The following is a 24,542-nucleotide window of genomic DNA, read 5'->3' as shown; positions in this document are numbered from 1 at the left end:
TATTTATGAAACGAATTTTCTTTTTTACATTTTCATTGTTGGCGTCCGCTGCTTTTGCGCAGGAGAACTCATTTCCGGACAACGGGTCTGTTGGTATCGGAACCAACGGCGCTGCTCCCATTGAGAAATTACATATTAATAACGGTAACATTTTTCTGAATAGTGGTAGTCAGATAAATGGTGTCGGTTACAACTATTTTTACCACGCCGGTCATAACCTGGTGGTAGGTAGCCGTCCAGGGCTTTATACACATAACGCCCTGATGTTACGTCCGGGAGGCTCAACCAGTGGGGCACTTAATTCGACGTTCCAAATGTTTCTCACACCACAGCCAAACGTTTACACATTGAGAGTCCAGCTAAGGGCAGATGGTTTGTCTTTTCTGAATGGCGGTAACGTCGGTATTAATACAGAGACGCCTACTGCGCGTCTTGAAGTCAATGGTCAAACGATGGTCAGTGGTGGTAGTAATCTGATATTGAAAGCACCGGATGCCGCACCAGGTGATCCGGGTGATGTGTTTTTTGCGGATAACACAGGCAACGAGCTTGCCAGAGTGTATCTAAACCCAGGTACTGGTGACCTGCGATTTTCCGTAGGGGCGACCGTATCTGCTAAAATGATGATTTTAAAGAATGGTAATGTCGGTATTGGCGCCACACCAAAGGATGATTATAAGCTGGCTGTAGGCGGTACTATCGCCGCCAGAAAGATGAAGGTGACTTCGGAAACCTGGGCGGATTTTGTTTTCCAGCCGGAATATAAATTGCCGACTTTGTACGAAGTGGAAAACTATATTAAAATGCATCAGCATTTACCGGATGTGCCTTCAGCTGCAGAGGTAGAGAAAGATGGTATCGATGTGGGGGAAATGAATAAAAAGCTGTTGCAGAAGATAGAGGAAATGACCTTGTATCTGATTGAAATGAAGAAAGAGATCGGTGAGTTGAAGGAGAAAAATAAGCAGTTGGAGACGGTGGTACGGAGTGGTAAATAATTGTTAATATGAGAAAGTGGCAGTGTCAATAAAGACGCTGCCACTTTTTTTATTGATATTCTTGCAGATATGGTTTTGCTCGCAGTTCTTATGTTAATCTGCCGCTGCTATTTATGCTGTCGTTACATAAGTAATATCAATCACCATTGTTTTATTTTGTACATCGCCCCAGCGCTCATTCGTGTTAGAACGAATTGCATCTCCATTTGAGGAGACTATAACAGCCAGATTGAGATGCTGATTGGCGGATCCGGGTTGTACCTGACTGTCAGCAAAGCTGGTACCGTAATATCCACTATAATAAGTCACACCGAACTCTCTTACAGGGAATGGTAATCCTTTTATAAAGATCAGGTAAATAGATTGCGGATAAGGTACCTCTCCTATCTGAAACTGTAAGCTCACACGTACATTATTTCCGCTCCTTACATAATATGCTCTGACATATCTTACAAGCGCGTTCAGTTCTCCGAAGTCAGGTGTCCACGGGCCTTCTGAAAATTGATTATTCAGTTGCTGATAGGTTACAAAATGTCGTGGATCTGTTGCGTCGCTACCTGATACATTGCCGGTAAAAACACCATCGCCGGCTACGCCTAGTTTGGCTTCCGGCGCAGCGTTCCCGATGAGTACATGGCCGATCGGTCCGCTGAGCTCATTGTTCAACAGTAAGGTAGAAGCGTTTATCGCCAGTTTTTTATATCCGCCTCCCGGATTCCTGTCAATGGAGAAGATTTCTGCTGCATTGTTACTGTAAAGTAATTCTAAGCCTTCGCCGTTCCCAAGATCGCCGGCAGCGCCTGATATGCGCATTCTGTTGTTTGTATCAAAACCATTTTCAGTAACTGCCTGTAATGTATTGTGGGTGTTACTGATCTCTCCTCCGGCTGAAACATTAATGCCTGTACCAGCAGTAAATGCTGCACGGGCACGGTCGTTTGTAAAATACTCGTTCTGCTCTTCTGGTATATCTTTTGTACTCAGTTGCACTGCTACACCGCTTTTCCCGTTTACGCTCTGGACGGACAAACCACTTTTGATTTCTTTCCAGTCAACGAGTACAGTTGGATCATCGGTAGATAAAATGAATGTTTTAGCGACATCCGTTCTTACAGCAACATCACCACGTTGTGCATCTAATGCCAGCATTTCCGTTTCATTGGCTGCTGTCATCACATCGGTGATCGCAATGGCTGGCAGATATTCAACAGGTACCTTATTGTTTTCATCCAGTATTACTGCTTTGTACAGTTGACCCTGCAATTTGGCGAAGGCGGTCAGTATTGTATCTGCTCCACTGATGTATTCCTGTGTAACAGGGATGTCAAGACCTTCCAGCACCTTTGCAATTACGGCATCGTTATTCAATAGCAGTGCATCATAGGTTCCGGTTACTTCTCCACTAAAGGCTGTGTTCTTTAACAATGCATCATTTGATAGTTGCTGATAAAGATTGAACATGGCAGCATAAGTCTCCTGATCCGCCTTTTGATTTAAGATGTCTCTGAGCGACGCTACATTCTCGATTGATATCTGGTCTTCTGATTTGTGTATGTAACTATCCAGCCAATCCCAGAATTGATTCTGGACAGGATATGCACCTGTTACGAACCAGCTTTTAAGTTTATTTCTTTCTTGTATGGCCATGGTATTAAGTTTTCTTGCTGCGAATTGTAACAGAAGGCGGGACGGTTTTATTTCAGACCGTTCCCGCCTATAGATGATGAGCTGCTTTACGCAGGAGGAGGTGCAGGATATCTCCGCAGTCCATCAAAAGGTTCGTTCTCACCTACAAGACGATTTGAGCCACCGGCTTCTTCGTCAGTGAAAGGTGTGTGTGCAATCCTTTTAATAAACATTTTTTGATATTTCCAGTCTGCTACTGGTCCTGCCCATGCCGTCCTTATGTCTGTCCGCCAGGTGCGCTGTGGCTCCGGCTCAGAAGGGAACCAAAGACCTATGGACCATCTTCCTGCTACATCAGGTACGAAGTGTTTATTCACCTGTATGATTTCTCCATCCACATAATATTCAACCCTGTCCGCATACCAGTCAAATCTGAATTCATGGAATTCGTCGTCCCACACGTCTTTGCCGATGTTTGTCAGCATAGAGAAGAATTCATCCTCAAAAGGATTGTTGTAGGTGATCAGTCCTCTGCCCTCTCCAATTTCACCTTGCCGGTTAGTGCATATGATATTGTCTTTCTGTGGCTGATATACGTGTTGGATCTCATTGTTGACTTTCGTCCAGCTTTCCAGCAGTTGTGGTGCGGCGATATCATTGAGTTGCCAGGTACCATTGTTTACGGGGTCTTCATCTTGTTCTACTGCTACCAGCTGGCCTTTCCATGTCATGTGATAATGCGTGGCGAGCATTTCTTCTACATTGTAGAAAATGTAGTTAGCATTATTGCTGGGCAGGTCCATATTAATCTGGTTATCTCCCACTACATAATACCCTGCCTGCAGATCGCCCTGCCTGTGTAAACCCTGCGCCAGCATCTGATCATAGCGCGGATCCCGTGGATATACTTTTGCATAGTGCGTTGTCCAGAAGCTAGGCGCTACGCCTATATCTCGCGGTAATTTGGCTACTACTATATAGCGGCCATAGCCATAATAATCTTTAGAAGTGATCATCGCACCAACCCTTGTAATCCACGGAAGGTTGAAGGAAGGATCTCGTTGATCATAATGATACTTCAGCGCGCCGCCTATACTATATCCACGGGAGGTGCCTGTATATTGGTCTCCGTGTGCCTCCAGCACAAGCTGTCCGTTTTGGGTGTAGATGTGTTTATCCGATACGCCGCCGTTTGCGCCGCCCCATCCCGTTGCTCTTGGATAGTAGAGGTCTTTGAAATAATATTCTCCTCCTCCTTCTGGACTGAAATCCATTTCTACCGGATACTGTACTTTTTCAAGTGGCAGTATGTTGACTTCAATCTTTCTTCTTTTACCAAGGCTGTCTTCGATGTAAAACCATTTGCGGCCTGAAGGTGCATCAGTCGGTATTGAACAGAGAATATAATTCTTATCCAATACGACCAGATTTTTTGTCGGGATGGTAAATCTGTTCTCTGCATCATAATAGTCTTCCAGTATGCCAACCGGATAAGGGGGGCGAAGATATTTTTCAGCGATCATACTATCCATATTGAGTGTTGTATAGTAGTATTTACTGAAGATGCCTCCGGGAGAGCCGATACTTACAGAATCAAGCATCCATATTATGTTGGGTATAGTGGCCGTGGTGAATTTTCCTGTAGATGTATCGGAGGAGTTTAACCACATCTTTGAAGCACTGATATCAGTTGGACGGGAGACGAGTACCTGGTTCCATTCGCCAAGTTTGATCGGCTCTGTGCTTACGATCTCCTGTATGGTTACATTTCTTTGCTGCGCCCAATGTACCTTTTTGGTTTCACAGTTTACATATACTGATACACCATCTCTGTCGGGAGGAGCGCCAAAGGAGATCAGTGGCCATCTGCCGGTTGCCGGCAGGTCTTTCGCATCTACATAGAAATGGAGACCTAATGCATACTGCGTCTTTATTCCTTCCAGGAATCCTGCATCCATTGCAAAAATTACCAGATCAGACGGCGTCTGTAATTTAATGCCTGCTATATCCTGCTTTTTCTCAAACACGACTTCGCCAGGTATGACAGCATCGGCATAAGTTTCGAACCAGTCCGCCGCTGTATAGTCCAGGCTGTAATAAGCGCCGGATTGGGGCGGTAACATCGCACCCCTGATATTACTATCTGCGGTGTACATCAGTTCGGAGTTGGGATAATAAGAGGGTGTGAATGACTCGGTTTCAAATGTTCCAGGCGTAGTAAATACCATGTCAAACTTTCCACCAGCGGGATCATTGTTCAGGACGCGGAGAACATAGTTTGTTTCTTCTTCCAGGTCGTTGATGACAGGTGGATTTAATATTGTACCGTCAGTGTTTACCTGCAGGGCATCTGTAATGGTTGTATAGTAGCTCTCATCATCCTCGTCACTTTTCTTTCTGATGCGCAGTGTCATCGACTGGAGTTGTGATGGTGCTTTGCCGGGTTCCCAGTTTATTTTTTTTAGCTCAAAGTTCATTTTAGATAATTTTACAGGATGACTAAACGAAACTGTCCAGTTCAATACCGGCGATCACGCCCAGGTTGCCTGATGTGCCTTTCGTCATGTATAATCTGAACCAGCTATTTGTATCCTGGTCAAACTTCTCATAGACTTCCCCGCCACCTTCTATGGAAGGGCAGATAATCTGGGTACCTGGTAATGCGTCAGGATACTGTATATTGAGTTCTTCATCAGACAGGGAAAACAATACATCCGGCCTCCTGATTTTTATTCCGGCGGCAGTCATATCCTGCACTTGTTGGTACAGGATAAGATATGCTTCCAGATCGGCTTTGGCGGCAATCAGGCTGCGTAGTCCGGCTATGTTGTCGATCTCCAGTTGATCTTCTGACTTATGCACAAAGCTGTCAAGCCAGTCCCAGAACTGGTCCTGGGTGGGATAATCTCCCGTCTGGAACCAGCCTTTTAGTTTATTACGTTCACGTATTGCCATGTTGTTATAATTTCATTATCCAGAGCGTAACAATGTATGGTGGACGGTTTTCGTGCGATTGTCCTGACCCGGTGTAGGTTGTGTCAAAGGTTTGCATGAATTGCCAGCTATCTCTGGAAGAGTGGATGTAATAATAGTTATCTGTTCTGTCGCCGGAATCATCAGGCCATCCTCTTGCGGAGACCTGTTTATTACCTGTGTGCATGTGCGGTGGCAGCTGTGCTACGGAGAGCGTTACAGCTTCCTGTCCGCCGATATTACCGACGGTATTGTATTCACCTCTGAAAGGATCATATCCAACAGGGAATCTGCCTCCACGATTTCTGGTGCCGTTGTTACCGTTACAGATCGCCCAGCCCGTTCTTTCATTTCTTCCGAGGCCAGTGCCATCAAAGTTTGTTTGAATATAGGCGGTGCTGCAATCCACTTCGATAATGTCGCCTCTTTTCCATACGTTCTGCACCTGTTGTGTAAGACGGGAGTCCAGTGATGCGATCACGCCTTTGAGTCCTATCAGCGTTTCTATACGTTGCAGGTTGCTATAATTGAAGCCACCAGCTGCAAACCTAGCCTTGCGGGTAAAGTAAACAGTGCGGCTCACCTGATCAGCAAAGAGACGATCTTCTGTTGCATCTTCAATGATCCAGGTTGATTGTTTAGGGCCGCCTGTGAAGGGAATCAATTCGCCGTTGTAGCTGATCCATCCATTGGCCACATTATTGCCGGTTTCTTCCATACCTGACACTATTACAGCGCTGCCAACAAGTTTGGCCAGTGCGCCCAGTGCATCCCGGTATGACTGTTGCATGAAGTCCAGCGTATACTGGGTCATAGGAAACCCGCCGAGGTTTGTGAGTTGTTCTACTTTGTTCATACTTTTTGAATTTTATATCGCTTGCCGGCCAGTTTATAATTGTCGATCAGTGCTGACATTTCATTTTCATTAAATGTCAGATCTGACGGCACCAGCACAAAGAAATCGACGGAGTCGCTGCCTATTTCATCATCTGTAAAGAGATATACCGGCTTGTTTTCCTCTTCTTTGTAGATGTATACTGGTTTCAGTTCCTGTTCCTGATATAGATATTCGGCATCATAGACCAGTGCATCTTTTATGCGGATCCTTCGGCCTGATATATCATATCTGTCGTTCAGCAACTTTTCTATATACACTACCTGTGGGGTGATGTAGAGCCGGTAAAGGTTTGCGTCCCTGTTGCGCCTGAACTGCTGGTATAGGTAGTTGACAGGATTGGTTAAAGCCTGTAGCCATGCTACATGTTTCATCTTCCTCATTCTTGGCGGCATTAGGAGCCTGACGAGTTTCGGAAGATCTACCTCGAATAATTTACTCATATGATAGCGCTTTGTGGGGTATATGAGATCTGCAGATCCGCTTCATTCAGTATCCTCAGGTAGCCGGCGTCGGGACTATATTTCACGTCAAATGCCGTATAGGGAAGTGCGCCGTATCTTGCTTGTGCCTGTACAATGTGAGGGATCACCACACCATCTACCTGCTGTAATGCATCTACGAGATAAGCCAGCACCATTACGCCGTTGAAGGGAAGATTTTTCAGGTAATCTTTTATTTTCTTACCTACGGGATTTGGATCAGTACCATCCAGTCTTGCGCCTGTATTATCAAGCACGAGCGGGTTGTAGTAAATGTTCAGGGACAATTTTAAATTGTCAGCTGGCAGACTTTCTATGATGAGTGGATTAACGCCTGCATCTTTTATACGGTTCATGTATGCTTCGAAGGAAGCCAGCTGAATAGCGCTGAGGGCATCCAGGTCGTCAGATACTATTCTGGCCACTTTAAGCCGCAAGCCTTTTGCCTGTTCTACTACTGCGCTGAAAGCGATGATCTTTCTTTTTGTTATTTCCTCTTCGGAGAGATTCGTATTGTTGTAATAGTCTTCTCCGTCGACGAGTTCAGAACCATACTGAAAGTCTTTTGCTTTGTTGGCATACCAGCGTAAGCTGTGTGGTGCTTTTTCGTTGATGAGTGTGTTCACCTCGTTTTTATGGAGATCGAACAGGTTTTCAAGCGCCCATACCGTTACTGCTACGATGTAGGTCCACATGCGCCATACAGCCGTTTTGCTGCTGCTGTTCAGATCAGTCAGTCCGGCAGTTGCTGTGATCCTGCTGATCATATCGTTCTGTATTTCGGTGATTGTTCTTGCCATAATAGTTTTTTACTCTTGGTTTTGACTTACACGGAGATCCACCTGTATCCCCATATAACCGATGCCACCTTTGATAGCTGCTTCGTCTTCGGTAGTGTAAGCGTTGGCGGGTATTGCCTCTTCATCTTTCAATGTCTGGAATGTGCGGCGGTCAATGATGGCCCTGTCGGGTACCCATATCATACTGCCAGATCTGAGGTCGTCGGTAATACTTATACCATTCGCGATTGCAAAGTCGAAGAGTGCGTCAATGCTGCCTTTCAGTTGCATGGAGAGATCCAGCAGGCACTGGTGGGGTTTTACATTAACTGTTTCCATAAGTAGCATCAATATTTAGCTGACCGGTATCTGTGATATTGATCGCTTTTACTTCCATGCCATCAGCAGAGAATTGTCTGCGTATTTCCTGCAGCAACGCTGAAGTGTTGTTGTCCTGCAGGAAACTGAAGGCGTCGACTCCGACAGTGGGGAATTCCTTTATGTTTCCCTTGTTGTTGATCAGTAACAGTTCCTGTTGTTGCAGATCGCTGTTTCCGATTGTCAGATCGCCTCCATGTATATCCAGGTCCAGGTCTTCTGTTAACAATATATCTTTCATGATAAAGTACCGTTGAATACACCGGTTACCGGACCATTGGGGGCCGACAGACCGGCTGTGTAATTAATCTGGGCTGTTTTAACGTAGGTGTCCACGGCATCAGCGAGTTTGCTGCAAAGCGCGTCCAGGCCTTTTTCTTCGTCAGTATCTCCGTCTCTCATACTTTTGAAAGCATTTTTGATACTTTGTTCAAGTCCGCTTTTGTTCAGGGGCATATAATTATTTTAAAAGTTTAGCTAATCGGTCTTTGATAGCTGTAAATGCGGCCTTATTCATCGGTGCGTAGATCGTGATGATTTCATCTAAGAGATCGTCGAGACATTTCTTCAGGGTGTCGTCACCGGCGCTTACTTCGAGTCCGTCTTTATCGAGCTCCAGGTATTTTTCGCCGACCTTACATTTTATCATTTCCGGTTCCTGTATGCTAACAACAACGTAGTTGTCACTTTTATTGATCCTTGCGATCAGCACACTGGTTTTTTCAGCCGGAAATGTAAGCAGGCCTTTTCCATCCTCTTCGATCACGGAGCGCAGGCGTACATTAGGTATTTTCAGATCGTCAAAAGTGATCACGTCAATGGTCCCTTTTGCTTTATCCGACTTCTCAACCTGTGCCGGTATGATGGTCGCCTTTTCCATGCCAAGGCTCCTGAGTGCTTCAATCAATTGTGCCTGTTGTCTACTCATGATTTGCTTATTTTAACGCCTATTCCGCAGGTCCTTCTGCCGCCGCCTGTACCATAGCTTACATCAGTACTTTCTATCAGATAGGTGCCGTCACGTTCGATGTAATTTTTGTCCTGAAGGATAACTCTGTAACCGGGGAGGGCGAAGGGTGCCAGGAAGCCTGTTACTTTCCCTTCATAGCCATTGTATCTCAGCTCACCTATTTTTGATTGGGCAAGTTCGTCGAGCTCTTTCTGGGTTTTGTCGTTTTGCGCATAGATGGTCCTGATGGCTCCGTTCTCATCACCTGCTTTTCCAACAACAGCTTTATTCAGCTTATTAAATGAGATAGCTTTGACCAGGATCTTTACATCCTCCGCATTTCTGAATTTCAGCTGGTCTTCTTTTACCAGGTTAACGCCGATACCGTATTTAGCGTAGGCGCTGTCGGGTTGCTTAATAAAGGCCAGGCCTGCATACAGTTGATCTTCTTCAAAATAGACAGTAAGGAAAAGATTTTTTTTGATCCAGTCCAGTGCCTCTGTTCCACTACGATTCCCATCAGAGAATTGTTGCACATCCATGTCGGGTATACTGTCACTCAGCTTGATATCAGTTCCCTGTATGAGTGTTCCCAACAGGTCTTTCAACTTTGTTACTTTGTCTTTCTCTGTTGCCCATAGTATGTTCTTGCGTCTTAACTGCCAGCTATAACCTTCACATTCGATCTCGCATGGTGTAGCGGCATTCACTCTTTTTATGAAGCCTTTAAATTCACGCTGGAGATCGTTGTCATATCCCAGCCATATCTCAACTTTGTCACCTTCCTTGAAGGTAGCGGCCGTTGAAACAGATTTTGGAACGTTAGTAGCGTCACTCTGTAAGCGGGCAGACGCGGGCAGTGTAATAGTGGCGGTGTCGACAAAGGAATAGATACTTCTTTTTATTTTCACATCTGTTACTGCGAAGAGCTTGTAGTCACCTATTATGATTTTACATTTGAGTGTGAACATTATTTAAGAATTAAATCAAATGGAATGTCGCTGATCAGGTTCATTTCATAGGTCTTGACGTTCTGTATGCCGCTTATTTCAGGCCAGGTTAGATCAGTGATGACAACACTGGCGCCTTCACCAAGCAGCAGATTGGTCAGTGGACTGGTGATACGGTGGGCAATGTTTTGTGTATAGAGCCCGTGTATTTTCTTTATATCATCTTCAGGATAATTATTGTTCTCCGTGACAATGATGCCTTTAATATTGATCTTGTAATCTTCCTGTCCGATCAGTTCTTTCACGGTGCCGGGGCGGCCTACGAGGACGGTTTCAACAATGGTCTTTTTGCTTGTGACACGGATAACGGGATTTGGGAGCTCTACTTTTCCCAGTGTCACCGGCATAAAGTAAGGACGTCCGTAAAGACCTTTGGCGAAGAAATCGGCACTTGTAATTGATTGTTCAGGCTGAAGAGCCACATCAAAGATGGGAGGTTGATAACCCCACGATTCTCTGAAGATCTTTTTTATATCGAAACTTGCTGCCATAGTTAAACTGGTAATACGTTAGCACTATTTAAAACGCGGAGCAAAGCTTCTGTTACTATTTGCTCCATATCATTGACGCCTTCCTGTACAGTTGTTGAGCTGATGTTTATATTATCAAAAAGCTTTTGCAGATTGATAATGATATTACGGGCTCCGCCACTTGTGATACCATCGACTTTTTCTTTGGTATTGCCTAAGCCGCCTGTTTGTTCAGATGTTTTGCCGAGTGAACCATAGTTTCCCGTAGGTTTCATCCTAGTAGTCGGAGCGGTATCAGGCATTAGGCTCTTCATGGATATCGGCTTCATTTTTACGCCGTCGTCAAATCCTTTGGAGAAAGCAGCGCCGAGTTTTCCCGCATTTGCAGCAGCATTCTTTGTTGCGTCAACGCCTACAAGGTCTTTTACGGCGTTCTTGCCCGTTTCCCATGCCTTGCTCCATTCACCTTTGAACATATACATGATGGCCTGTCCGAGTCCGGAGATACCACTGATCATGCCTTTAATCCTGTCTATGACATAATCTTTGATCAGTGATCCGAAAGCTTTCAACCATTCCCATACGCCAACGACTGCTCCCCTGAATCCTGAGAAGGTGTTCCAGGCATAGATAACACCAGCTATGAGTGCGACAATTCCTGCGACAACCAGTCCGACGGGATTGAGGCTCATCACGAGGTTAACAGCACCTTGTGCGATTGCCCACAGTTTATAACCGAGCAGGGCGCCGCCGATCACTACGGCGAGGAATCCTACCAGTGATGAATGTTCTGCTATCCAGTTGGCGGTTGTTTCAAGGAACGCGGCCATTGGCATGAGCGCGTTGTTGACAAAGTCGGTCGCAACTGGTAGTAGCGCGGTGCCCAGTGTCGTTCCTGCGTTTTCGAGGCGTTCAGTAAAGGCCTGCCATCTTCCGGCTGCCGTTTCACTTTGTGCCTGCATGGCGCCAAAGAATTGCCCGCCAGGGCCTGTTGCTGAGATGAGAGAGTTTGTCAGCTGATCGGTTGAGATCTTTCCGGCATCCAGGTCTCTTTGTAACTTGGTCATTGATATGCCTGAGGTTCTGGATATTTCTTCCAATGGATTGAATCCTGCTTTCACAAGCTCAGCCATCGTGTCAGAAGTCAGCTTACCGTCTGTCTGCACCTGACTAAAGGCGGCAGTCAGCGAGTCGAGCTTTTCCTTGTTACCGCGGCTTGCATCACCTAAGAGGCTAAGTGTAGGAACGACGTTGGCTGCCGCTGTGCCTGATGCCAGCAATGCTTCAGCGTTTTTCATCAGGTCACTGCTGCTGAAGGGAGTAGCCACTCCCATTTCCTGCAGACTACCTATCAGTGCTTTTGCAGTGGTTGCACTGCCGGTGAATTGTTGAAAGGCCACCTGTGTCTGTTGCAGGTCCATTGCCATTTTGAGCATGGCTGTTCCACCTTTGATGATACCATCTACCTCGAATTCTTCGCCTTTGTCTTTATCATCTTTCTTTTCGTCTTTGGCCTTTTTTCCAATCTGAGCAGATGCGGATGAAGAGGCTCTGGCGCTGGTTATTTCGATCTGCGTGATGTTTTCCCTGAGTTCGCTTAAAGACGAACTCAGGGTATTATTGTTTGACATCACGGTTCTCTGGAAGATGGATACTTTGCTCAAAGCAAGGTCGGCGGCCCTGCTTATCTGATAATACTCATCACTTGTTGTTTCTGCCATTTTTTAATTTTTTTAGCACGATCTCTACCTTGAGAGTAATGGCAATCCTTTTAGCTCCCGCTGCCGGATGTCGTGCAGTTGTGCAAATTTTTCTGCCCACTGAGCATCAGTCAGCTGCGAGGTGTCAACCTGGGGCAGATAATATTCGAACAGCGTTTGAATATACCCGAGCGGGTTTTTATCAAATTCGCCGGACGCCTCGCTTAGAGCTTTTCCACTTCAACCTTCTTCGCTTCCAGCAGTTTATCCAGTTGCGCGCCCAGGCCGTACAGGTAAGACTTATCATTTAGTATTTCATCGTCTCCGCCCAGCCAGGTTGCTTTCAGGATGGTTTCATGATACGCCAGCGGATCGCCTGCGATCAGGGTCATGGCATAGCTTACTTCATCTCTGTTGGGCTTTCTGCAATAACCTGTTTTTCCATCAGCAGCAGTCAGCTTGAATACATCTTTGTATTTCTGCTTCCAGGCTTCAATATGTTCTTTGGTAATTGCTACCGGTTTTTCTACTGTCATAATCTGTTAAGTGTATAGGTATTTATTTAAAATAAGGTGATCGTGCTATGTTTATTATACGTTCTGTTGCAGTCCCATGAAAACGATCGGCATGGTGATCTCCATGAATTTCGCGCCTTGTTCCCAGCCTTTTTCAAACTCTTTGAACTGGAAACCGCGGATGATATCAGTACGTGGAACAGACAGACCATCTTTTACATAAGTAACGATGATGTCGGCTGTAAGGTCCAGCAGATCTCTGCCACCAGCAAGTCTTACGGCATCAGCAAGTACATCGTATTCAAATTTCAGCAGTTTAATTTCGCCTTCATAGGTGCGTTTACCGCGTTGAATACCGATTGGCTCATCACCTGCGCCATGCAGATGTTCTTTTTCCTGCATCAGTTTGTATTTGATGCCACGGATGCCTGTTAATTCTTTACCGAGCACTACTACTTTCATGTTGGCCCAGGTACATTCTTTGTTGTCAAAAATCATATTGGTTCTTTTTTTAAGTGAATAACAGGATTACTGGAGAGCAGGATTGGTGAAGCCGAGTAATACTTCGATTGTCTTAGTATATCCCATTGGTACAATAGCTGCCTTAACGGTGAGCTTACCGGTGCTGAGAACGTTCTGACTGGCGTCAATGTATGCGCTGAAAGAACTGATCTCGTCTTCCATTGCCAGGTTTACCGCTGACTCGATTTTGTTTTGCAGGTACTTGATAACAGGTACGCTGATCTTACCGCTTTCGTCGATAGTGATCTCATCGTTCAGTTCTTCTACGTAAGTCTGATAAGCGACGATAGTGGCTTTGTCTATTACCCTGCCTAATGCCAGCTGGCTGTAGTCGTCTGTAACAGGAGCACACATCGGATCATCATTCAGGTAATAACCAGAGCGGCCAACAAACGTGCGCAGGAAGATGTAACCTTTGTCGTGCAGCAGATCGCCGGATGTCAGGTCTTCTGCTTTTGCAGTGTTTACGTAAGCGGACAGGATTGGCAATGCGCCATCTTTAACGCGGCCGAGGTTGCGCTGTACAGGGATAGATGCTGCACGTCCGAGTACTAATCCTACAGAAGCGCTACCATCGTTAGTGGTGCTGCCGATAACAACACCTGCATGGTTAGCAGTGTAGGTACGTAGATCTTTCAGTGTAGCGAGATTGGTTGTATCCAGTTTACGTCCTTCGATCAGTACACGTACGGGTTTGTACTGTACGCCATAGGCCAGTGCCAGTTGCTGTGCTTTGGAGATAGCATCCAGACTGTCTTTGTCCAGACCGTCTGTTAATCCTGGGATATAGGAAGCTGCAGGTGTGCGGGTAAGACCTAATAATCTGATACGCCCCTGTGCTGCGTCCAGCAGTTTTGCAGCGCCTGTTGCGTTTGTCAGGTCAGCCATTTGTGTAAGCGTAACTGTATCTGCTACAGTCATGATATACAGTTCAGCGCCTTCTCCTGCGATATCATAGAATTCCCTGATGTGGCGGTGTGCGCTGGCGTTGCTGCCTGTTGCTAGAATACCGAGATCCTGTGCTTCACTCAGACTGAAGATCACCTTGGGTGTACCCAGCGGAAGACCAGCGGTTGCTACGCCGGTCAGTACCAGTCCTGCTACACCATCATCGGTTGCAGCGCTTGCTCCCAGATTGCCGTTTCCTAATGTAATTGCTACTTTTGGTAATGCCATTTCTTACTTTTTTTGGTCATTGTAATTGGTTTGAATTGCTATTTACTGTTGCTATAAGCGGCCTGACTAAACAGGTCGTAAATATTCTGCTTCCTGGTATTGCCATCCAGCTCGCGCAAAAGAATGCTTTGTAATTTCTGAAGTACTGCGTCCTGCAGATCGGGTGATACTTCTTTGAGTGCTTTTACGAAGCATACAAGTTTTGCATCAAGGTTTGGCTCCTGCCGGCAGGTATTCACGATGTTCAGGGTATCAATGCCTGTCTCCAGCGCCTGTAATACTTTGTTCTTGAATATTGTGTCAGCGTCTCCTGGAATGATTGCTTCCAGTAAGTTGACCAGCGGGCTTTCCAATAATGATTTGATGGTTTTTGTGACGCGCAATGCTTCTTCAGCATGACGTTCAATGAATGCATCAAATTGTTGTAATACCTGCTTGATCTTTGAGCGGGTTTTTCTGCAAAATGCCATAGGTATGTTTTTTATAAATCACTGAATGCTTCACGTGCATCAAAAGATGGGCAAGCTTTTTTAACAAATGGAAAGTCCCGGTGGCCCTGGATCCGCGCTTGCGGATATTGTTGCTTTAATAGCGTGACCAATGTTCTCATTGCGTCTTGTTGTGCGATCGTTCTGTTATCTAATGGCCTGTTATCAGCATCTACTCCGCCGATATAACTGACGTGGATGCTATTTGCATTATATCCTGCTACGCCGTTGCAGACACGATCTTCTGTTGCCAGTTGTATTACATTACCTGATGCTTCAATCAGGTAGTGATAACCGGGACTTTTCCATTTGAGATATTCTTTCCAGTAATTCCGGATTGCTTCAGGACGAGTATCCTGAGAGGTCGCAGTACAATGGATAACAATAAAGTCTATTCTACGCATTTTGTTAACGGGGACTACTCCTGCTCAGCGCGTCTTCCAGCCGCTCCATCACTTTCGTGTTGTTCTCTATCACGCCCAGCATTTTTTCACGATCGTCATCGAGATATTGCGTTAGACGGTCTTCCAGTTTTATCTGGCGTTTCCATAATATCCACGCTATGCCTACTAAAACGACTACTGAAAATGCCTGGTCTCCGATCCGCTGTAAGACGGTCTGCTCAGGATCTGTGTGTATGATTGCATTTAATAGTAACATCTGAGGTTAACATTATCACTGCCCGATCACTATATTATCTTTTTTTCGAAACAGCTTTTTTTAGGGTTTACTTACTGTCAGCAAGCGATTACAATACAAAGGAACGACATTAACGGACGTTGAAAAAATCAGGAAATAATGCTTATTCTTTTATTGTATAATCATAAATCAATCGCTGTTCAATCATTAAAATTGCAGGCGGAAAAGAGGCTTATTGCACCGACCTTTACATTCGTTAACCAATAAAAAAATGATAACCTCAAACAATAAAAATGGATAGTTTATTTTCGAATCTCTTCCTTGCTTTGGAAGCGCGTATTGAGTCCAGTGTACCTTTAATTAAAGGTGTATACCCCGAACTTTCACAAACAGAGAATTACAATGGCAACCCTTCAGTATGGCCTTGTGCATTTCTTGATTTTACGAACCTGACGTACTCAGAGCTGACGGGGTTTGTACAGGCAGCGTCCGGTGAATTGCAATGCAGGATGGTGTTTCTGGTGACGAATGCCAACGGGTCCAGTTTCCTGGATACACCGACGGCGCTTAGTCATTATGAAGCGGAACTGAAATTGCATCAGGCATTACAGGGATGGACAGACGGAACAATCGCACCGTTAACACGTATTGGTGTGAGCACAGAAGACAGGGATGATGCCTTTCGTGTACGCGTGCTCACTTACAGTCTGAACTTTCATGAAAGTCCCCTGCCGGCGGTAACCAGTGAGATCGAAAAGCCACCACTGGAATTATTGTCCTGATAAGGAGATTGGGTTGGCTAACAGGGTAAGGTAGGAATTGATATGTTCTGATTTTATTTATCTATATTTAGATCTTATAATCTGTTAGCCAAACCAATTCAACTATGAAACGTTTTATATTGAAAGCCTGCTGTACACTGATGCTCCTTGCATCCTGTTTTATTTTTACCTCTTCTAATGCACAACAGTTAAAGGTATTAGGAAAACCATTCTCGGAGGCATATGGATTTGCCGGTACTATTGCGCAGACAATGCACCTGAAAGCGCCCGACAGTGCAAATACAAATACTAATCGCTCAAGAATGCAGGTATCCCTCAAAAGCCCTGATAGTGATGCCAGACGCATTATTATAGAATTTAACAAGGATGAGGAAACAAAGGCGGATATCATATATGAGGTGAGTATCACAGGAAGTATTCCTGATATCATAGAACTGTATGCCAATCTTTATGATAAAAAAGTAAAGACTAAGAAGCCTGAAGATGTTTATATGGCGGTTAACAAGGATGGAGAAATTATCAGTGTACGAACGGATTATGAATCCACTTATGCTGGATTTGAAGGCACTTTAGGGCGCATTTTCATCAGAAAGAAATAATCCTGGTAAGCAATAAAAAACCGCTGCAATTGCAGCGGTTTTTTATTGCTTACCAGGCCAACCAGGGATATAAAACTTTTAATTGTTTGAGATCTGGTTGTTCCAGCTTCATGATCTGTTCCAGTCTTTCACTATTATATTGCAGACGATAGATGATATTGCTGTTTTTGATCCAGAATTCACTGGATAATTCCTGAATAGCGATATCGTAGCGTTTGCCCTGTAGCTTAATATGATAATAATATCTGTGTAGCAGACACTCGTCCCTGAGGGCTATCATATCAGATGAACGTCCTTTTCTTGTCGTTTTCTTGACGGGTTTTTCAATATAATTGTCAAATAGGGATTGTTGTCCTCTCATAGTCTTCTAATGCTTTTATTTGTGGATAAGGTGATATCGGTGTATAAATAACAGGGAGTACTATCCAGGTAGTGCCGGATTGTATGGACGCCGGTAACTACCTGCTAATCTGGTGATTAGAAATAGGTGCTCACTGAGGGGGTAACCCAGTCAATAAGGTGTTAGAAAGCGTTTCGTTTGAATTTCAGTGTGGGTATAGGTAAGCAGCGTGTAATGGTCCTCATAAACATAAACTATCTGTTTTGGCTTAGCTTTATCAAAGATAAAGGGTCACTTACTATCCTTTATGCGTAGTGAAATATTTTGGACTTAAAACGAAAAAGGGACAAATCATATTGATAATGATTTGCCCCCTTTTAGCAGGCCTTTTTCTAATGAATAACATGATTCGATACATCAACGGGGCATCGCAAAGTATTGTGATGGTACGATGTCTGTAAAATTGGTGATATCTTCCATTACCGCCACGGTTTCCGGTAAGTTAAATATACTATGCATCGCCGCTTCATTCCTGAACTTGCAGATGCATGTACAAATAACGCCCTTGCCTGCAGTATTTTCAGATTGGAAAAGTGCGGTAGCCTCAATAAGTCCATACTCCTTCCAGGCATCCTTGACCAGCGGCAGGTGTTTTTGAACGTAATAATCGCGGTCAAACCAGGTAGTCCCGTCGTGATAATAAGTAACAAACATGGTGCTTTCCCTGCTTACCGGGATATCCTCTGTATTTGTTGTATCAGGGGTACTCCTGTCATTTATTTTATTGTTCAGCCAATGTAGTACCGGCTGAAGTGCCTCGTCGGAATTGGTTTCATATATCAGTCCGTGACCATTGCCCAATATACCATAGTCCGGGAGGTGCAGTGCTTCAGCCGCGGCGCCGGCGTTGATCAGGAAATCAACGATAAGTGGGGAAAAACGGGCAAATGCTGATGCCTCTCCGCTGACTACGGCTATCGGTAGTCCTTTCATGGCGGGTATTTGCAGTGTGGCAGGATCAGCATGCTTCACTTCCTCTGCACTGGTTCTCTGTGGTTGATAGTTGACTGGTATAGCGGTTAAGCCCCAGTCCAGGGATCCTAGTCCATGCGTGTAGGCAAATGGCGGCCCCATAGGCTCAACAGTTACAATCGCTTTAACCAGGGTCGGACGACGATCTGCCACTGACCAGCCAAGTGGGCCTGAAGCGGAGTGTGTCATGAGGATAGCAGGGCCAATTTTGTCCAGCAACTGACAGAGGCGTTTTGTATCCATTTCCTGTGAAGTTGCCAGGTCAGCGGGCAGCGGACCGAATGGCGCAATGAAACTGTCCATCGCAGCTTCATCATCTTCTGCAAAGGGCCATTGGGTCTGAATAGCGGCATCTTCAGGTGGGAAAAAGACATGCCGGCCGTCTTCATACGAAAAAGGTGTTCCGACTGGTCCTACAATATCAGGGTGTGTATGAGACCTGCCGTGCCCTGGCCTGTCGACTACAAATACGGGGTATCCTGCTTCTACAAGACGTTCTGCCCACCCGGGACGTCCGTCAGGTGTATCCATCCATTCTGTACTTTGCAACAGACCGCCATGTATAAGTACGATAGGGTAAGGTTGTGTCACCTGAACAGGCATTTCCCAGTCAACGAACATTGGTCCACGCTGGTAAGTCTTTTCATTTAGTTGTACCCGCTCGCCTGTTATCCAGAAATGCCCGCGCCTGGAGGTCCTGGGATTTTTCTGGTTTAATAGCTGTCTGAAAGTGTTATGCTGATCTGTTATCATCTTGTTTAATATTTAGCTTTTAATTTTTGTTAGGTGATTCAAAAGCCTGTCGATAGCGTTATGTTTTTCATCCGTTGGAAGTCTTGCTGAAGCAATCGGATTTTTTCGAAGGCACGGTCATATGCGTCCTGACCAAGCAAAAGCCGGAGTGGAGGATTTTCCATATGAATAAGCTGGAAGATGGCAGCTGCCGCTTTCTCAGGGTCGTTGGGCTGATGTCCATTATTTCCGGCAAGCATGCGTCTGCGATTGCCTGCTGTTGTATCATAATCGCTTATGATTGTTGCAGCAGTGGTTAGTGATCCTGCCAGGAAGCGGGTACGGAAGGCGCCAGGTTCAAGAATGGTTACATGAATGCCTAAGGGTATTAATTCATGGTACAGCGCTTCGGAAAACCCTTCTACTGCATATTTGGTAAGATTATAAATACCCCAACCCGCGGAACTGATAAGACCTGCCATAGATGAGATATTGATGATATGTCCGTTTCTCTGTCCACGCATATATGGTAACACATGCCTGATCATTCGGATAGTGGCATGTACGTTAATGTCGACTACCTGATGTATTTCCTGCACGGAAGCTTCCTCGACGGCGCCAACAAAACCGTAACCGGCATTATTTACCAGTACATCAATCCGTTGGTACTTTTTATACACATCACCAATGGCCATTTTGACTTCCTCCTCTTTGGTAAGATCCAGGGCGATTGCATGAAAGTGGGGATGTTCAAATAAGTCCCTGCTAAATCGTGTGCTATCGCGAGTCGTTGCAAAAACAATTTGTCCTTTATTTAACAAATATCGGATAGTTGCCAGGCCGAGTCCTTGTGAGCTGCCAGTGATTAACCACACTTTTTGATTTTTCATGTCCTCAGAATTTGAAAGCAAATTTCTGAAGGATGACTTAACGGGACTATAGTGTGATCAAATGTCTACATATGAAAATCAAAGGTGTAGCGGTAAAATGTCTTATAAGGGGTTGTTTTGTCTAAAAGCAGGTAAAGAGGGGAAGCTATTGTAAATAGCTTTTACGGAATTCGGTAGGTGTAATACCTGTGTTTTTTCTAAAAAACTGGCTAAAATTCGGCTGATCTGCAAAGCCCACTGCAAATCCGATTTCCTGCAAAGTCCAGTCGGTTTGCAACAATAATACCTTGCTTTCTTCCAACAGACGATTTCTGATATGGGTGCTTACATTCTGTCCGGTATGCTTTTTAAGCAAGGCATTCAGATAATTGGGATGTACACCCAGATGATCCGCAAATTCCGCAGCTGTCTTTATTTTTATAGGCTGGGCATAATTGATATTCTTTGTTTCTTCCTCCAGTAGATCAAAAAATTGATACAGCAGCTGATATGAGGGGGACACTACTGATGGTTGGGGATAATTAGCTATGACACTGCTTTTGATGATCAGCAACTGGAGGTAAGCCTGGAGGGTATCAGGTATATATTGCTTTTTGCCGCTTTCTTCCTGATGCATCTGTATAAACAATCCATCTATTGCTTCAACATCCTTTTCTGCCAGGGTAATTACACTTTTGTTATGAGCAGTGAAAAGTTCATGCGTGTTCATAATGGTTTTAAGCGTAGGGTATTTTTCTACAAAACTTTTTTTGAAAAGGCAAAAATGCCCTGTTGCTGCAGAATCTGGTGACAGATTCTGCCACGAAATGATATCGTTGGGATGCAAGAAGAGAATTGTTGGCTGATTGATATGGTAGGTATTTAAGCCAATTGTAAATATGCCTGTTCCTGCATTAATGAAAACAATTTTATAGAACTCTCTCCGGTTAGGTGACAGGTAATTTCTGCATACCGTATCGGCGCGGTTGATCACAGTAATGTCTAGTTCATCAAAGTAATCTCGCCTGACAGGAAGCAGATCCGGTAAAGTCCGCAACAGTTCGATTTCCTTGATATCAAGCGTATTAACTCCCATAACAAAAGTATACATGTAAAAACGCACAATGCTGCCATTCAATTGAGATAACAGCGGTTACTCTATATCAATCAGGATTCAAAAATAACGAAAACATTAAAAGAACTTAAAGTGCTATCAGTATTTCAGTTAAAGTTTCATACGTTTCATCACGGTTTCAGGATAGTTCGGACCCATTTAACAAGGAAAATGAAGGGCCGTATTGCTTCTTTGCAGGGTTAATACACAACTTCATGAAGCAAAACAAAATCCTGGTGCTGCTCCTGTTTTTGGCGTTTCCAGGCCAGCAACTATTTGCCCAGGAAAGATACTACCGATTGCCCGTTACAGTACGGGACACTTCTGGTCAAAGTCTCATAGGTGTGACGGTTCGCGTAAACGCAGCAGATAACACATCGAAAACCATTTCGGGCGGTTCGACGGATGGAGAGGGCCATTTTGAATTCCGTCTTCCAAAAGGTATCTATATTCTTTCCCTTACCTATATCGGTTTTCAGCCCGTCAGTCAGCGCATCAATGTCCCTTCAGATGGAGAGTTTAAGTTAGTGATGCGTAGTGGCGGTACTGGGCTGCAAGAAGTAATAGTCAGGGGACAAAGCAAGACCAACCCGGTTAAAAATCTGGAAATGGGGGTGCAATCTATCAATCTGTCTACACTGCGGAAGATGCCTGCGCTGCTTGGAGAAGTGGATGTGGTGCGTAGTGTATTGTCGCTACCAGGTGTAAGTTCGGTAGGGGAAGGATCAAGCGGTTTTAATGTCCGTGGAGGAAACGTTGATCAGAATCTGGTATTGATGGATGGCGCCCCTGTTTTCAATACATCGCACTTGTTTGGATTGTTCTCTGTGTTCAATCCCGAGGTGGTACAGGATGTGAAGCTGATAAAAGGGGGGATAACGCCGGACTATGGCGGGAGATTGTCTTCAGTGATGGATATTAAACTGAAAAGTGGCAGTCCTGATTCTCTCCGGGGGGCCGGGGGAATCGGATCCGTATCAGCCAGACTGTCCGCAGGCTTTCCCATTTTGCATAACAAAGGGTCTGTTTTCATTGCGGCCCGCCGGACCTATGCCGATCAGTTCCTAAAACTCTCTTCAGACGAAAATCTCAATTCCACCGTTGCCTATTTTCAGGACTTTAACGGTAAAGTAGATTATCAGCTTAGTACAAAAGATCGCATCAGTCTCGCCGGGTACTGGGGGAACGATAAACTGGGTCTGCAGAAAGATTTTACCATAGGCTATGATAACGCGAATGCTGCTGCAACCTATCTTCATGAATTTTCTTCAGGTTTTTCTGCGAAGACTACATTCTTATTTAGCCAATACAGGAGTAATCTTGGTGTACTACAGGAGCCGCAATCGCTGCTGAGTAAACAGTATATCAGACAATACGCGTTAAAAACCGACTGGCACTATCGAAGGAATGAAGCGATTGATCTGACCTTCGGATTATCCGCTATCCGGTATGATGTTAATCCAGGTGTACAAACACCGCTGACAGAGAGCTCGGTCTTTAACACTACTACATCGGCAAGACAGGCGGGTAATGAACTCGGTTTTTACCTGAATAATGCCCATAAATTCAGCAAAAAGTTATCTGCCCAGTACGGTATTCGGTTTTCTTATTTCGGCGCTGTAGCGGCCCAAAATGGGCCTGTATATACCTATGGCGGTATGCCGGGCAAAGAGCTGTTACCTGTACTGACAACGGAATTTAAGAAAGGGGCGGCTATAAAAAACTATGGGAATGTTGAGCCGCGGGTATCCCTCAGATATTTGTTATCAGAGAGTGCTTCGATAAAAGCCGGTTATAACCGGATGGCGCAGTATGTACACCTGATCTCCGCTACCACAGCCTCTACGCCGCTGGACGCCTGGATGATTTCGACCAATAACATCAGACCAGAATTGGCCGACCAATTCTCATTGGGGTATTTTATGACAAAGCATAGCTATGAGCTGTCAGCAGAAGCATACTACAAGACGATGAGTAATCAGATTGACGTGATCAACGGGACAGAGCCGATTGGTAATCAGGATGTTGAGAAGGACCTTGTTTATGGAAAGGGCCGTTCATATGGACTGGAACTCTACCTGAAGAAAAATACAGGGAAGCTGAACGGCTTTGCCAGCTACACATTGAGTAAAACAGAACGGCAGATGAATGGTGTCAATAATGGGGACTGGTATAATGCCAAGTATGACCGTACCCATAACCTGAATTTGGTTGTTGTATATAACTATAGCAACAAATGGACATTTTCTTCTAATTATGTCTATCAGACCGGCGTGGCTGCCACTTTTCCTTCCGGTCGCAGTGAGTTTCAGGGGATTATCGTTCCCTACAACAACGGCGATTTACGTAATAATTACCGGTATAGTCCTTATAGCCGGCTTGACCTTTCTGCCACATTATTCGTCCGGCATCGCGCAGGCAGCCGATTTAGCAGTAACTGGGTGTTTTCCCTATACAATGTGCTGAACCGCAAAAATGTGTATGCGCTATACTTCAAACAGGATAATGCCAACCCGAACAAAACAATTGCGAATCAGTTGTCAGTCATCGGCTCTATTATCCCGGGTGTTACCTGGAATTTCAACTTTTAGCTTACTAAATCTCCTGGCATCATGAGAAAAGATATAATTCTGTTATTTGCATTTTTAACACTGGTGTTAAATGCCTGTGAAAAAAGTTTACCTAGCGTTCCGCTTCGCTCCGGTACGCCTGTACTCAACGTAGATGGCTGGATCACCGACCGGGAAGCCGGGGACACGATCAGGCTTACTAAAACCATTGATTTCTTTGACCAGCATAATGTGCCGCCGGTGACGGGGCAAGTATCCTGCTTTCGGATGATCATCAGCACACGGAACAGCTGGAACAGGCAGCACCGGGCGTGTTTGTAATCAAACAGATCAGGGCCACCTCCGGCTATAAATACACACTCACCATTCAGGCTGAAGGAGAAACATATCGGGCAATAACCTCCGTTTCCCGGTTGTCGCCGGTGATTGATTCGCTTACCTTCAAATACTATCCCGAAGGAGGAGACCACGATAGCGTTGGGTACCGTGTTAAGATATGGGGACAGGAATTAACCGGAAAAGGAGATGCCATCCGTATTCTGATCAGGCGGAATGGGATACTGCAAAACTTGCCGGATGATCTTAATATTTATAACGATGACAATGTGGAAGGGAATTATGTACAAGGGCTGGAAATGAATTCTTTCACAGGGTACAAGAGTGGCGATCTGATTACGGTAGAACAATGGTCCCTTGACCCGGCAGCGTACGATTTTTGGAACCAGTTGAAAACGCAGGTTGATAATGGCGGACTATTTGCCCCGGTTCCGGCAAATGTACCAACGAATGTGATCAATATAAATGCAGCATCTGCAAAGGTGGCAACGGGTTATTTCGGCGCATCACTATCCGTTGTATTGCCTACAGTGGAATTGAAGTAAGCGGCCTATGATTAAAACAGAAG

At 45.0% G+C, this 24,542-nt stretch carries 29 protein-coding genes; 6 read left to right on the top strand and 23 right to left on the bottom strand.

Annotation, left to right across the window (positions count from 1 at the left end; genetic code table 11):
- The first annotated feature begins 5 nt into the window (after positions 1-5).
- Positions 6-998, top strand: coding sequence for a hypothetical protein (locus tag CPIN_RS36230; RefSeq protein ID WP_052306722.1), 993 nt, complete (start codon positions 6-8; stop codon positions 996-998).
- Positions 999-1,109: 111 nt separating this feature from the next.
- Here CPIN_RS36230 and CPIN_RS01480 read toward each other — a convergent pair whose 3' ends face one another.
- From CPIN_RS01480 to CPIN_RS01390, 19 genes are all read right to left on the bottom strand, one after another.
- Positions 1,110-2,645 (bottom strand): hypothetical protein, encoded by a 1,536-nt coding sequence (locus tag CPIN_RS01480; protein ID WP_012787974.1) that lies wholly within the window; start codon positions 2,643-2,645, stop codon positions 1,110-1,112.
- A gap of 86 nt (positions 2,646-2,731) precedes the next feature.
- Positions 2,732-5,101 carry a LamG domain-containing protein gene (locus CPIN_RS01475; RefSeq protein WP_012787973.1) on the bottom strand — a complete coding sequence of 790 codons (2,370 nt, stop codon included), beginning with the start codon at positions 5,099-5,101 and terminating at the stop codon, positions 2,732-2,734.
- A gap of 22 nt (positions 5,102-5,123) precedes the next feature.
- A complete protein-coding gene (locus CPIN_RS01470) occupies positions 5,124-5,579 on the bottom strand; it encodes a hypothetical protein (RefSeq protein WP_012787972.1) in 456 nt (151 codons plus the stop codon).
- A 4-nt stretch (positions 5,580-5,583) separates the two neighbouring features.
- Positions 5,584-6,453: a hypothetical protein gene (locus tag CPIN_RS01465; protein ID WP_012787971.1), complete on the bottom strand. Its 870-nt coding sequence runs from the start codon at positions 6,451-6,453 to the stop codon at positions 5,584-5,586.
- The gene (locus CPIN_RS01460; RefSeq protein WP_148230490.1) at positions 6,450-6,935 is read right to left on the bottom strand and encodes a hypothetical protein; all 486 of its coding nucleotides are present in this window, start codon (positions 6,933-6,935) and stop codon (positions 6,450-6,452) included. Before CPIN_RS01460 ends, CPIN_RS01465 begins: the two co-directional genes overlap by 4 nt.
- On the bottom strand, positions 6,932-7,774 hold the full coding sequence (locus tag CPIN_RS01455) for a hypothetical protein (RefSeq protein WP_012787969.1): 843 nt from the start codon (positions 7,772-7,774) through the stop codon (positions 6,932-6,934). The genes CPIN_RS01460 and CPIN_RS01455 overlap by 4 nt, the downstream gene beginning before the upstream one ends.
- A gap of 9 nt (positions 7,775-7,783) precedes the next feature.
- Complete coding sequence (locus CPIN_RS01450; RefSeq protein WP_044217610.1) at positions 7,784-8,092, bottom strand: hypothetical protein; 309 nt, start codon at positions 8,090-8,092, stop codon at positions 7,784-7,786.
- Complete coding sequence (locus tag CPIN_RS01445) at positions 8,079-8,372, bottom strand: hypothetical protein (RefSeq protein WP_012787967.1); 294 nt, start codon at positions 8,370-8,372, stop codon at positions 8,079-8,081. The genes CPIN_RS01450 and CPIN_RS01445 overlap by 14 nt, the downstream gene beginning before the upstream one ends.
- Positions 8,369-8,587, bottom strand: coding sequence for a hypothetical protein (locus CPIN_RS01440; RefSeq protein WP_012787966.1), 219 nt, complete (start codon positions 8,585-8,587; stop codon positions 8,369-8,371). The genes CPIN_RS01445 and CPIN_RS01440 overlap by 4 nt, the downstream gene beginning before the upstream one ends.
- 4 nt (positions 8,588-8,591) lie before the next feature.
- Complete coding sequence (locus CPIN_RS01435) at positions 8,592-9,059, bottom strand: hypothetical protein (RefSeq protein ID WP_012787965.1); 468 nt, start codon at positions 9,057-9,059, stop codon at positions 8,592-8,594.
- Positions 9,056-10,051 carry a contractile injection system protein, VgrG/Pvc8 family gene (locus tag CPIN_RS01430; protein WP_012787964.1) on the bottom strand — a complete coding sequence of 332 codons (996 nt, stop codon included), beginning with the start codon at positions 10,049-10,051 and terminating at the stop codon, positions 9,056-9,058. Before CPIN_RS01430 ends, CPIN_RS01435 begins: the two co-directional genes overlap by 4 nt.
- Complete coding sequence (locus CPIN_RS01425; RefSeq protein WP_012787963.1) at positions 10,051-10,581, bottom strand: DUF6046 domain-containing protein; 531 nt, start codon at positions 10,579-10,581, stop codon at positions 10,051-10,053. Before CPIN_RS01425 ends, CPIN_RS01430 begins: the two co-directional genes overlap by 1 nt.
- A 2-nt stretch (positions 10,582-10,583) precedes the next feature.
- Complete coding sequence (locus CPIN_RS01420) at positions 10,584-12,281, bottom strand: tape measure protein (RefSeq protein WP_012787962.1); 1,698 nt, start codon at positions 12,279-12,281, stop codon at positions 10,584-10,586.
- Between the two features lie 203 nt (positions 12,282-12,484).
- On the bottom strand, positions 12,485-12,796 hold the full coding sequence (locus tag CPIN_RS01415; protein ID WP_012787961.1) for a hypothetical protein: 312 nt from the start codon (positions 12,794-12,796) through the stop codon (positions 12,485-12,487).
- Between the two features lie 54 nt (positions 12,797-12,850).
- Entirely contained in the window at positions 12,851-13,273 is a 423-nt protein-coding gene (locus CPIN_RS01410) for a hypothetical protein (protein ID WP_012787960.1), read from the bottom strand.
- A 30-nt stretch (positions 13,274-13,303) separates the two neighbouring features.
- Complete coding sequence (locus tag CPIN_RS01405; RefSeq protein ID WP_012787959.1) at positions 13,304-14,473, bottom strand: DUF2586 family protein; 1,170 nt, start codon at positions 14,471-14,473, stop codon at positions 13,304-13,306.
- A 38-nt stretch (positions 14,474-14,511) separates the two neighbouring features.
- Positions 14,512-14,943, bottom strand: a complete 432-nt coding sequence (locus tag CPIN_RS01400) for a hypothetical protein (protein WP_012787958.1) — start codon at positions 14,941-14,943, stop codon at positions 14,512-14,514.
- Positions 14,944-14,954: 11 nt separating this feature from the next.
- Positions 14,955-15,365 carry an N-acetylmuramoyl-L-alanine amidase gene (locus CPIN_RS01395; RefSeq protein WP_012787957.1) on the bottom strand — a complete coding sequence of 137 codons (411 nt, stop codon included), beginning with the start codon at positions 15,363-15,365 and terminating at the stop codon, positions 14,955-14,957.
- A 4-nt stretch (positions 15,366-15,369) separates the two neighbouring features.
- A complete protein-coding gene (locus tag CPIN_RS01390; protein ID WP_012787956.1) occupies positions 15,370-15,621 on the bottom strand; it encodes a hypothetical protein in 252 nt (83 codons plus the stop codon).
- A gap of 272 nt (positions 15,622-15,893) precedes the next feature.
- Between CPIN_RS01390 and CPIN_RS01385 the strand changes: the two genes are divergently transcribed.
- Both CPIN_RS01385 and CPIN_RS01380 read left to right on the top strand, forming a co-directional pair.
- The gene (locus CPIN_RS01385) at positions 15,894-16,382 is read left to right on the top strand and encodes a hypothetical protein (protein WP_012787955.1); all 489 of its coding nucleotides are present in this window, start codon (positions 15,894-15,896) and stop codon (positions 16,380-16,382) included.
- A gap of 104 nt (positions 16,383-16,486) precedes the next feature.
- Complete coding sequence (locus CPIN_RS01380; protein WP_012787954.1) at positions 16,487-16,981, top strand: hypothetical protein; 495 nt, start codon at positions 16,487-16,489, stop codon at positions 16,979-16,981.
- A gap of 49 nt (positions 16,982-17,030) precedes the next feature.
- On the opposite strand, the gene CPIN_RS01375 is transcribed toward CPIN_RS01380, so the two are convergent.
- The 4 genes from CPIN_RS01375 to CPIN_RS01360 form a co-directional block, all read right to left on the bottom strand.
- Positions 17,031-17,342: a hypothetical protein gene (locus CPIN_RS01375; protein WP_012787953.1), complete on the bottom strand. Its 312-nt coding sequence runs from the start codon at positions 17,340-17,342 to the stop codon at positions 17,031-17,033.
- 396 nt (positions 17,343-17,738) lie between these two features.
- On the bottom strand, positions 17,739-19,106 hold the full coding sequence (locus CPIN_RS01370) for an alpha/beta hydrolase (RefSeq protein ID WP_012787952.1): 1,368 nt from the start codon (positions 19,104-19,106) through the stop codon (positions 17,739-17,741).
- Between the two features lie 38 nt (positions 19,107-19,144).
- Positions 19,145-19,975: an oxidoreductase gene (locus CPIN_RS01365; protein ID WP_012787951.1), complete on the bottom strand. Its 831-nt coding sequence runs from the start codon at positions 19,973-19,975 to the stop codon at positions 19,145-19,147.
- Positions 19,976-20,120: 145 nt separating this feature from the next.
- Positions 20,121-21,050, bottom strand: coding sequence for an AraC family transcriptional regulator (locus CPIN_RS01360; RefSeq protein WP_044220635.1), 930 nt, complete (start codon positions 21,048-21,050; stop codon positions 20,121-20,123).
- Positions 21,051-21,283: 233 nt separating this feature from the next.
- Between CPIN_RS01360 and CPIN_RS01355 the strand changes: the two genes are divergently transcribed.
- From CPIN_RS01355 to CPIN_RS01345, 3 genes are read left to right on the top strand one after another with little or no spacing between them, the layout of a single operon-like run.
- The gene (locus CPIN_RS01355) at positions 21,284-23,659 is read left to right on the top strand and encodes a TonB-dependent receptor (RefSeq protein WP_012787949.1); all 2,376 of its coding nucleotides are present in this window, start codon (positions 21,284-21,286) and stop codon (positions 23,657-23,659) included.
- A gap of 21 nt (positions 23,660-23,680) precedes the next feature.
- Complete coding sequence (locus CPIN_RS01350; RefSeq protein ID WP_044217603.1) at positions 23,681-23,959, top strand: DUF4249 family protein; 279 nt, start codon at positions 23,681-23,683, stop codon at positions 23,957-23,959.
- Entirely contained in the window at positions 23,893-24,519 is a 627-nt protein-coding gene (locus CPIN_RS01345) for a DUF4249 family protein (RefSeq protein ID WP_083781055.1), read from the top strand. The genes CPIN_RS01350 and CPIN_RS01345 overlap by 67 nt, the downstream gene beginning before the upstream one ends.
- Positions 24,520-24,542 lie beyond the last annotated feature (23 nt).

The sequence above is a fragment of the Chitinophaga pinensis DSM 2588 genome, from assembly GCF_000024005.1.
Lineage (GTDB): Bacteria > Bacteroidota > Bacteroidia > Chitinophagales > Chitinophagaceae > Chitinophaga > Chitinophaga pinensis.
This window is presented reverse-complemented; position numbering and strand designations above follow the sequence as displayed.

Excerpts from the sequence above, each read along its gene's own strand:
- CPIN_RS01365 (WP_012787951.1), bottom strand. The coding sequence starts at position 19,975 with ATGAAAAATCAAAAAGTGTGGTTAATCACTGGCAGCTCACAAGGACTC.
- CPIN_RS01375 (WP_012787953.1), bottom strand. The coding sequence starts at position 17,342 with ATGAGAGGACAACAATCCCTATTTGACAATTATATTGAAAAACCCGTC.
- CPIN_RS36230 (WP_052306722.1), top strand. The coding sequence starts at position 6 with ATGAAACGAATTTTCTTTTTTACATTTTCATTGTTGGCGTCCGCTGCT.
- CPIN_RS01445 (WP_012787967.1), bottom strand. The coding sequence starts at position 8,372 with ATGAAAGATATATTGTTAACAGAAGACCTGGACCTGGATATACATGGA.
- CPIN_RS01360 (WP_044220635.1), bottom strand. The coding sequence starts at position 21,050 with ATGGGAGTTAATACGCTTGATATCAAGGAAATCGAACTGTTGCGGACT.
- CPIN_RS01395 (WP_012787957.1), bottom strand. The coding sequence starts at position 15,365 with ATGCGTAGAATAGACTTTATTGTTATCCATTGTACTGCGACCTCTCAG.
- CPIN_RS01465 (WP_012787971.1), bottom strand. The coding sequence starts at position 6,453 with ATGAACAAAGTAGAACAACTCACAAACCTCGGCGGGTTTCCTATGACC.
- CPIN_RS01435 (WP_012787965.1), bottom strand. The coding sequence starts at position 9,059 with ATGAGTAGACAACAGGCACAATTGATTGAAGCACTCAGGAGCCTTGGC.
- CPIN_RS01380 (WP_012787954.1), top strand. The coding sequence starts at position 16,487 with ATGAAACGTTTTATATTGAAAGCCTGCTGTACACTGATGCTCCTTGCA.
- CPIN_RS01440 (WP_012787966.1), bottom strand. The coding sequence starts at position 8,587 with ATGCCCCTGAACAAAAGCGGACTTGAACAAAGTATCAAAAATGCTTTC.
- CPIN_RS01430 (WP_012787964.1), bottom strand. The coding sequence starts at position 10,051 with ATGTTCACACTCAAATGTAAAATCATAATAGGTGACTACAAGCTCTTC.
- CPIN_RS01355 (WP_012787949.1), top strand. The coding sequence starts at position 21,284 with ATGAAGCAAAACAAAATCCTGGTGCTGCTCCTGTTTTTGGCGTTTCCA.
- CPIN_RS01385 (WP_012787955.1), top strand. The coding sequence starts at position 15,894 with ATGGATAGTTTATTTTCGAATCTCTTCCTTGCTTTGGAAGCGCGTATT.
- CPIN_RS01370 (WP_012787952.1), bottom strand. The coding sequence starts at position 19,106 with ATGATAACAGATCAGCATAACACTTTCAGACAGCTATTAAACCAGAAA.
- CPIN_RS01420 (WP_012787962.1), bottom strand. The coding sequence starts at position 12,281 with ATGGCAGAAACAACAAGTGATGAGTATTATCAGATAAGCAGGGCCGCC.
- CPIN_RS01450 (WP_044217610.1), bottom strand. The coding sequence starts at position 8,092 with ATGGAAACAGTTAATGTAAAACCCCACCAGTGCCTGCTGGATCTCTCC.
- CPIN_RS01460 (WP_148230490.1), bottom strand. The coding sequence starts at position 6,935 with ATGAGTAAATTATTCGAGGTAGATCTTCCGAAACTCGTCAGGCTCCTA.
- CPIN_RS01410 (WP_012787960.1), bottom strand. The coding sequence starts at position 13,273 with ATGATTTTTGACAACAAAGAATGTACCTGGGCCAACATGAAAGTAGTA.
- CPIN_RS01405 (WP_012787959.1), bottom strand. The coding sequence starts at position 14,473 with ATGGCATTACCAAAAGTAGCAATTACATTAGGAAACGGCAATCTGGGA.
- CPIN_RS01475 (WP_012787973.1), bottom strand. The coding sequence starts at position 5,101 with ATGAACTTTGAGCTAAAAAAAATAAACTGGGAACCCGGCAAAGCACCA.
- CPIN_RS01425 (WP_012787963.1), bottom strand. The coding sequence starts at position 10,581 with ATGGCAGCAAGTTTCGATATAAAAAAGATCTTCAGAGAATCGTGGGGT.
- CPIN_RS01390 (WP_012787956.1), bottom strand. The coding sequence starts at position 15,621 with ATGTTACTATTAAATGCAATCATACACACAGATCCTGAGCAGACCGTC.
- CPIN_RS01470 (WP_012787972.1), bottom strand. The coding sequence starts at position 5,579 with ATGGCAATACGTGAACGTAATAAACTAAAAGGCTGGTTCCAGACGGGA.
- CPIN_RS01415 (WP_012787961.1), bottom strand. The coding sequence starts at position 12,796 with ATGACAGTAGAAAAACCGGTAGCAATTACCAAAGAACATATTGAAGCC.
- CPIN_RS01350 (WP_044217603.1), top strand. The coding sequence starts at position 23,681 with ATGAGAAAAGATATAATTCTGTTATTTGCATTTTTAACACTGGTGTTA.
- CPIN_RS01400 (WP_012787958.1), bottom strand. The coding sequence starts at position 14,943 with ATGGCATTTTGCAGAAAAACCCGCTCAAAGATCAAGCAGGTATTACAA.
- CPIN_RS01455 (WP_012787969.1), bottom strand. The coding sequence starts at position 7,774 with ATGGCAAGAACAATCACCGAAATACAGAACGATATGATCAGCAGGATC.
- CPIN_RS01480 (WP_012787974.1), bottom strand. The coding sequence starts at position 2,645 with ATGGCCATACAAGAAAGAAATAAACTTAAAAGCTGGTTCGTAACAGGT.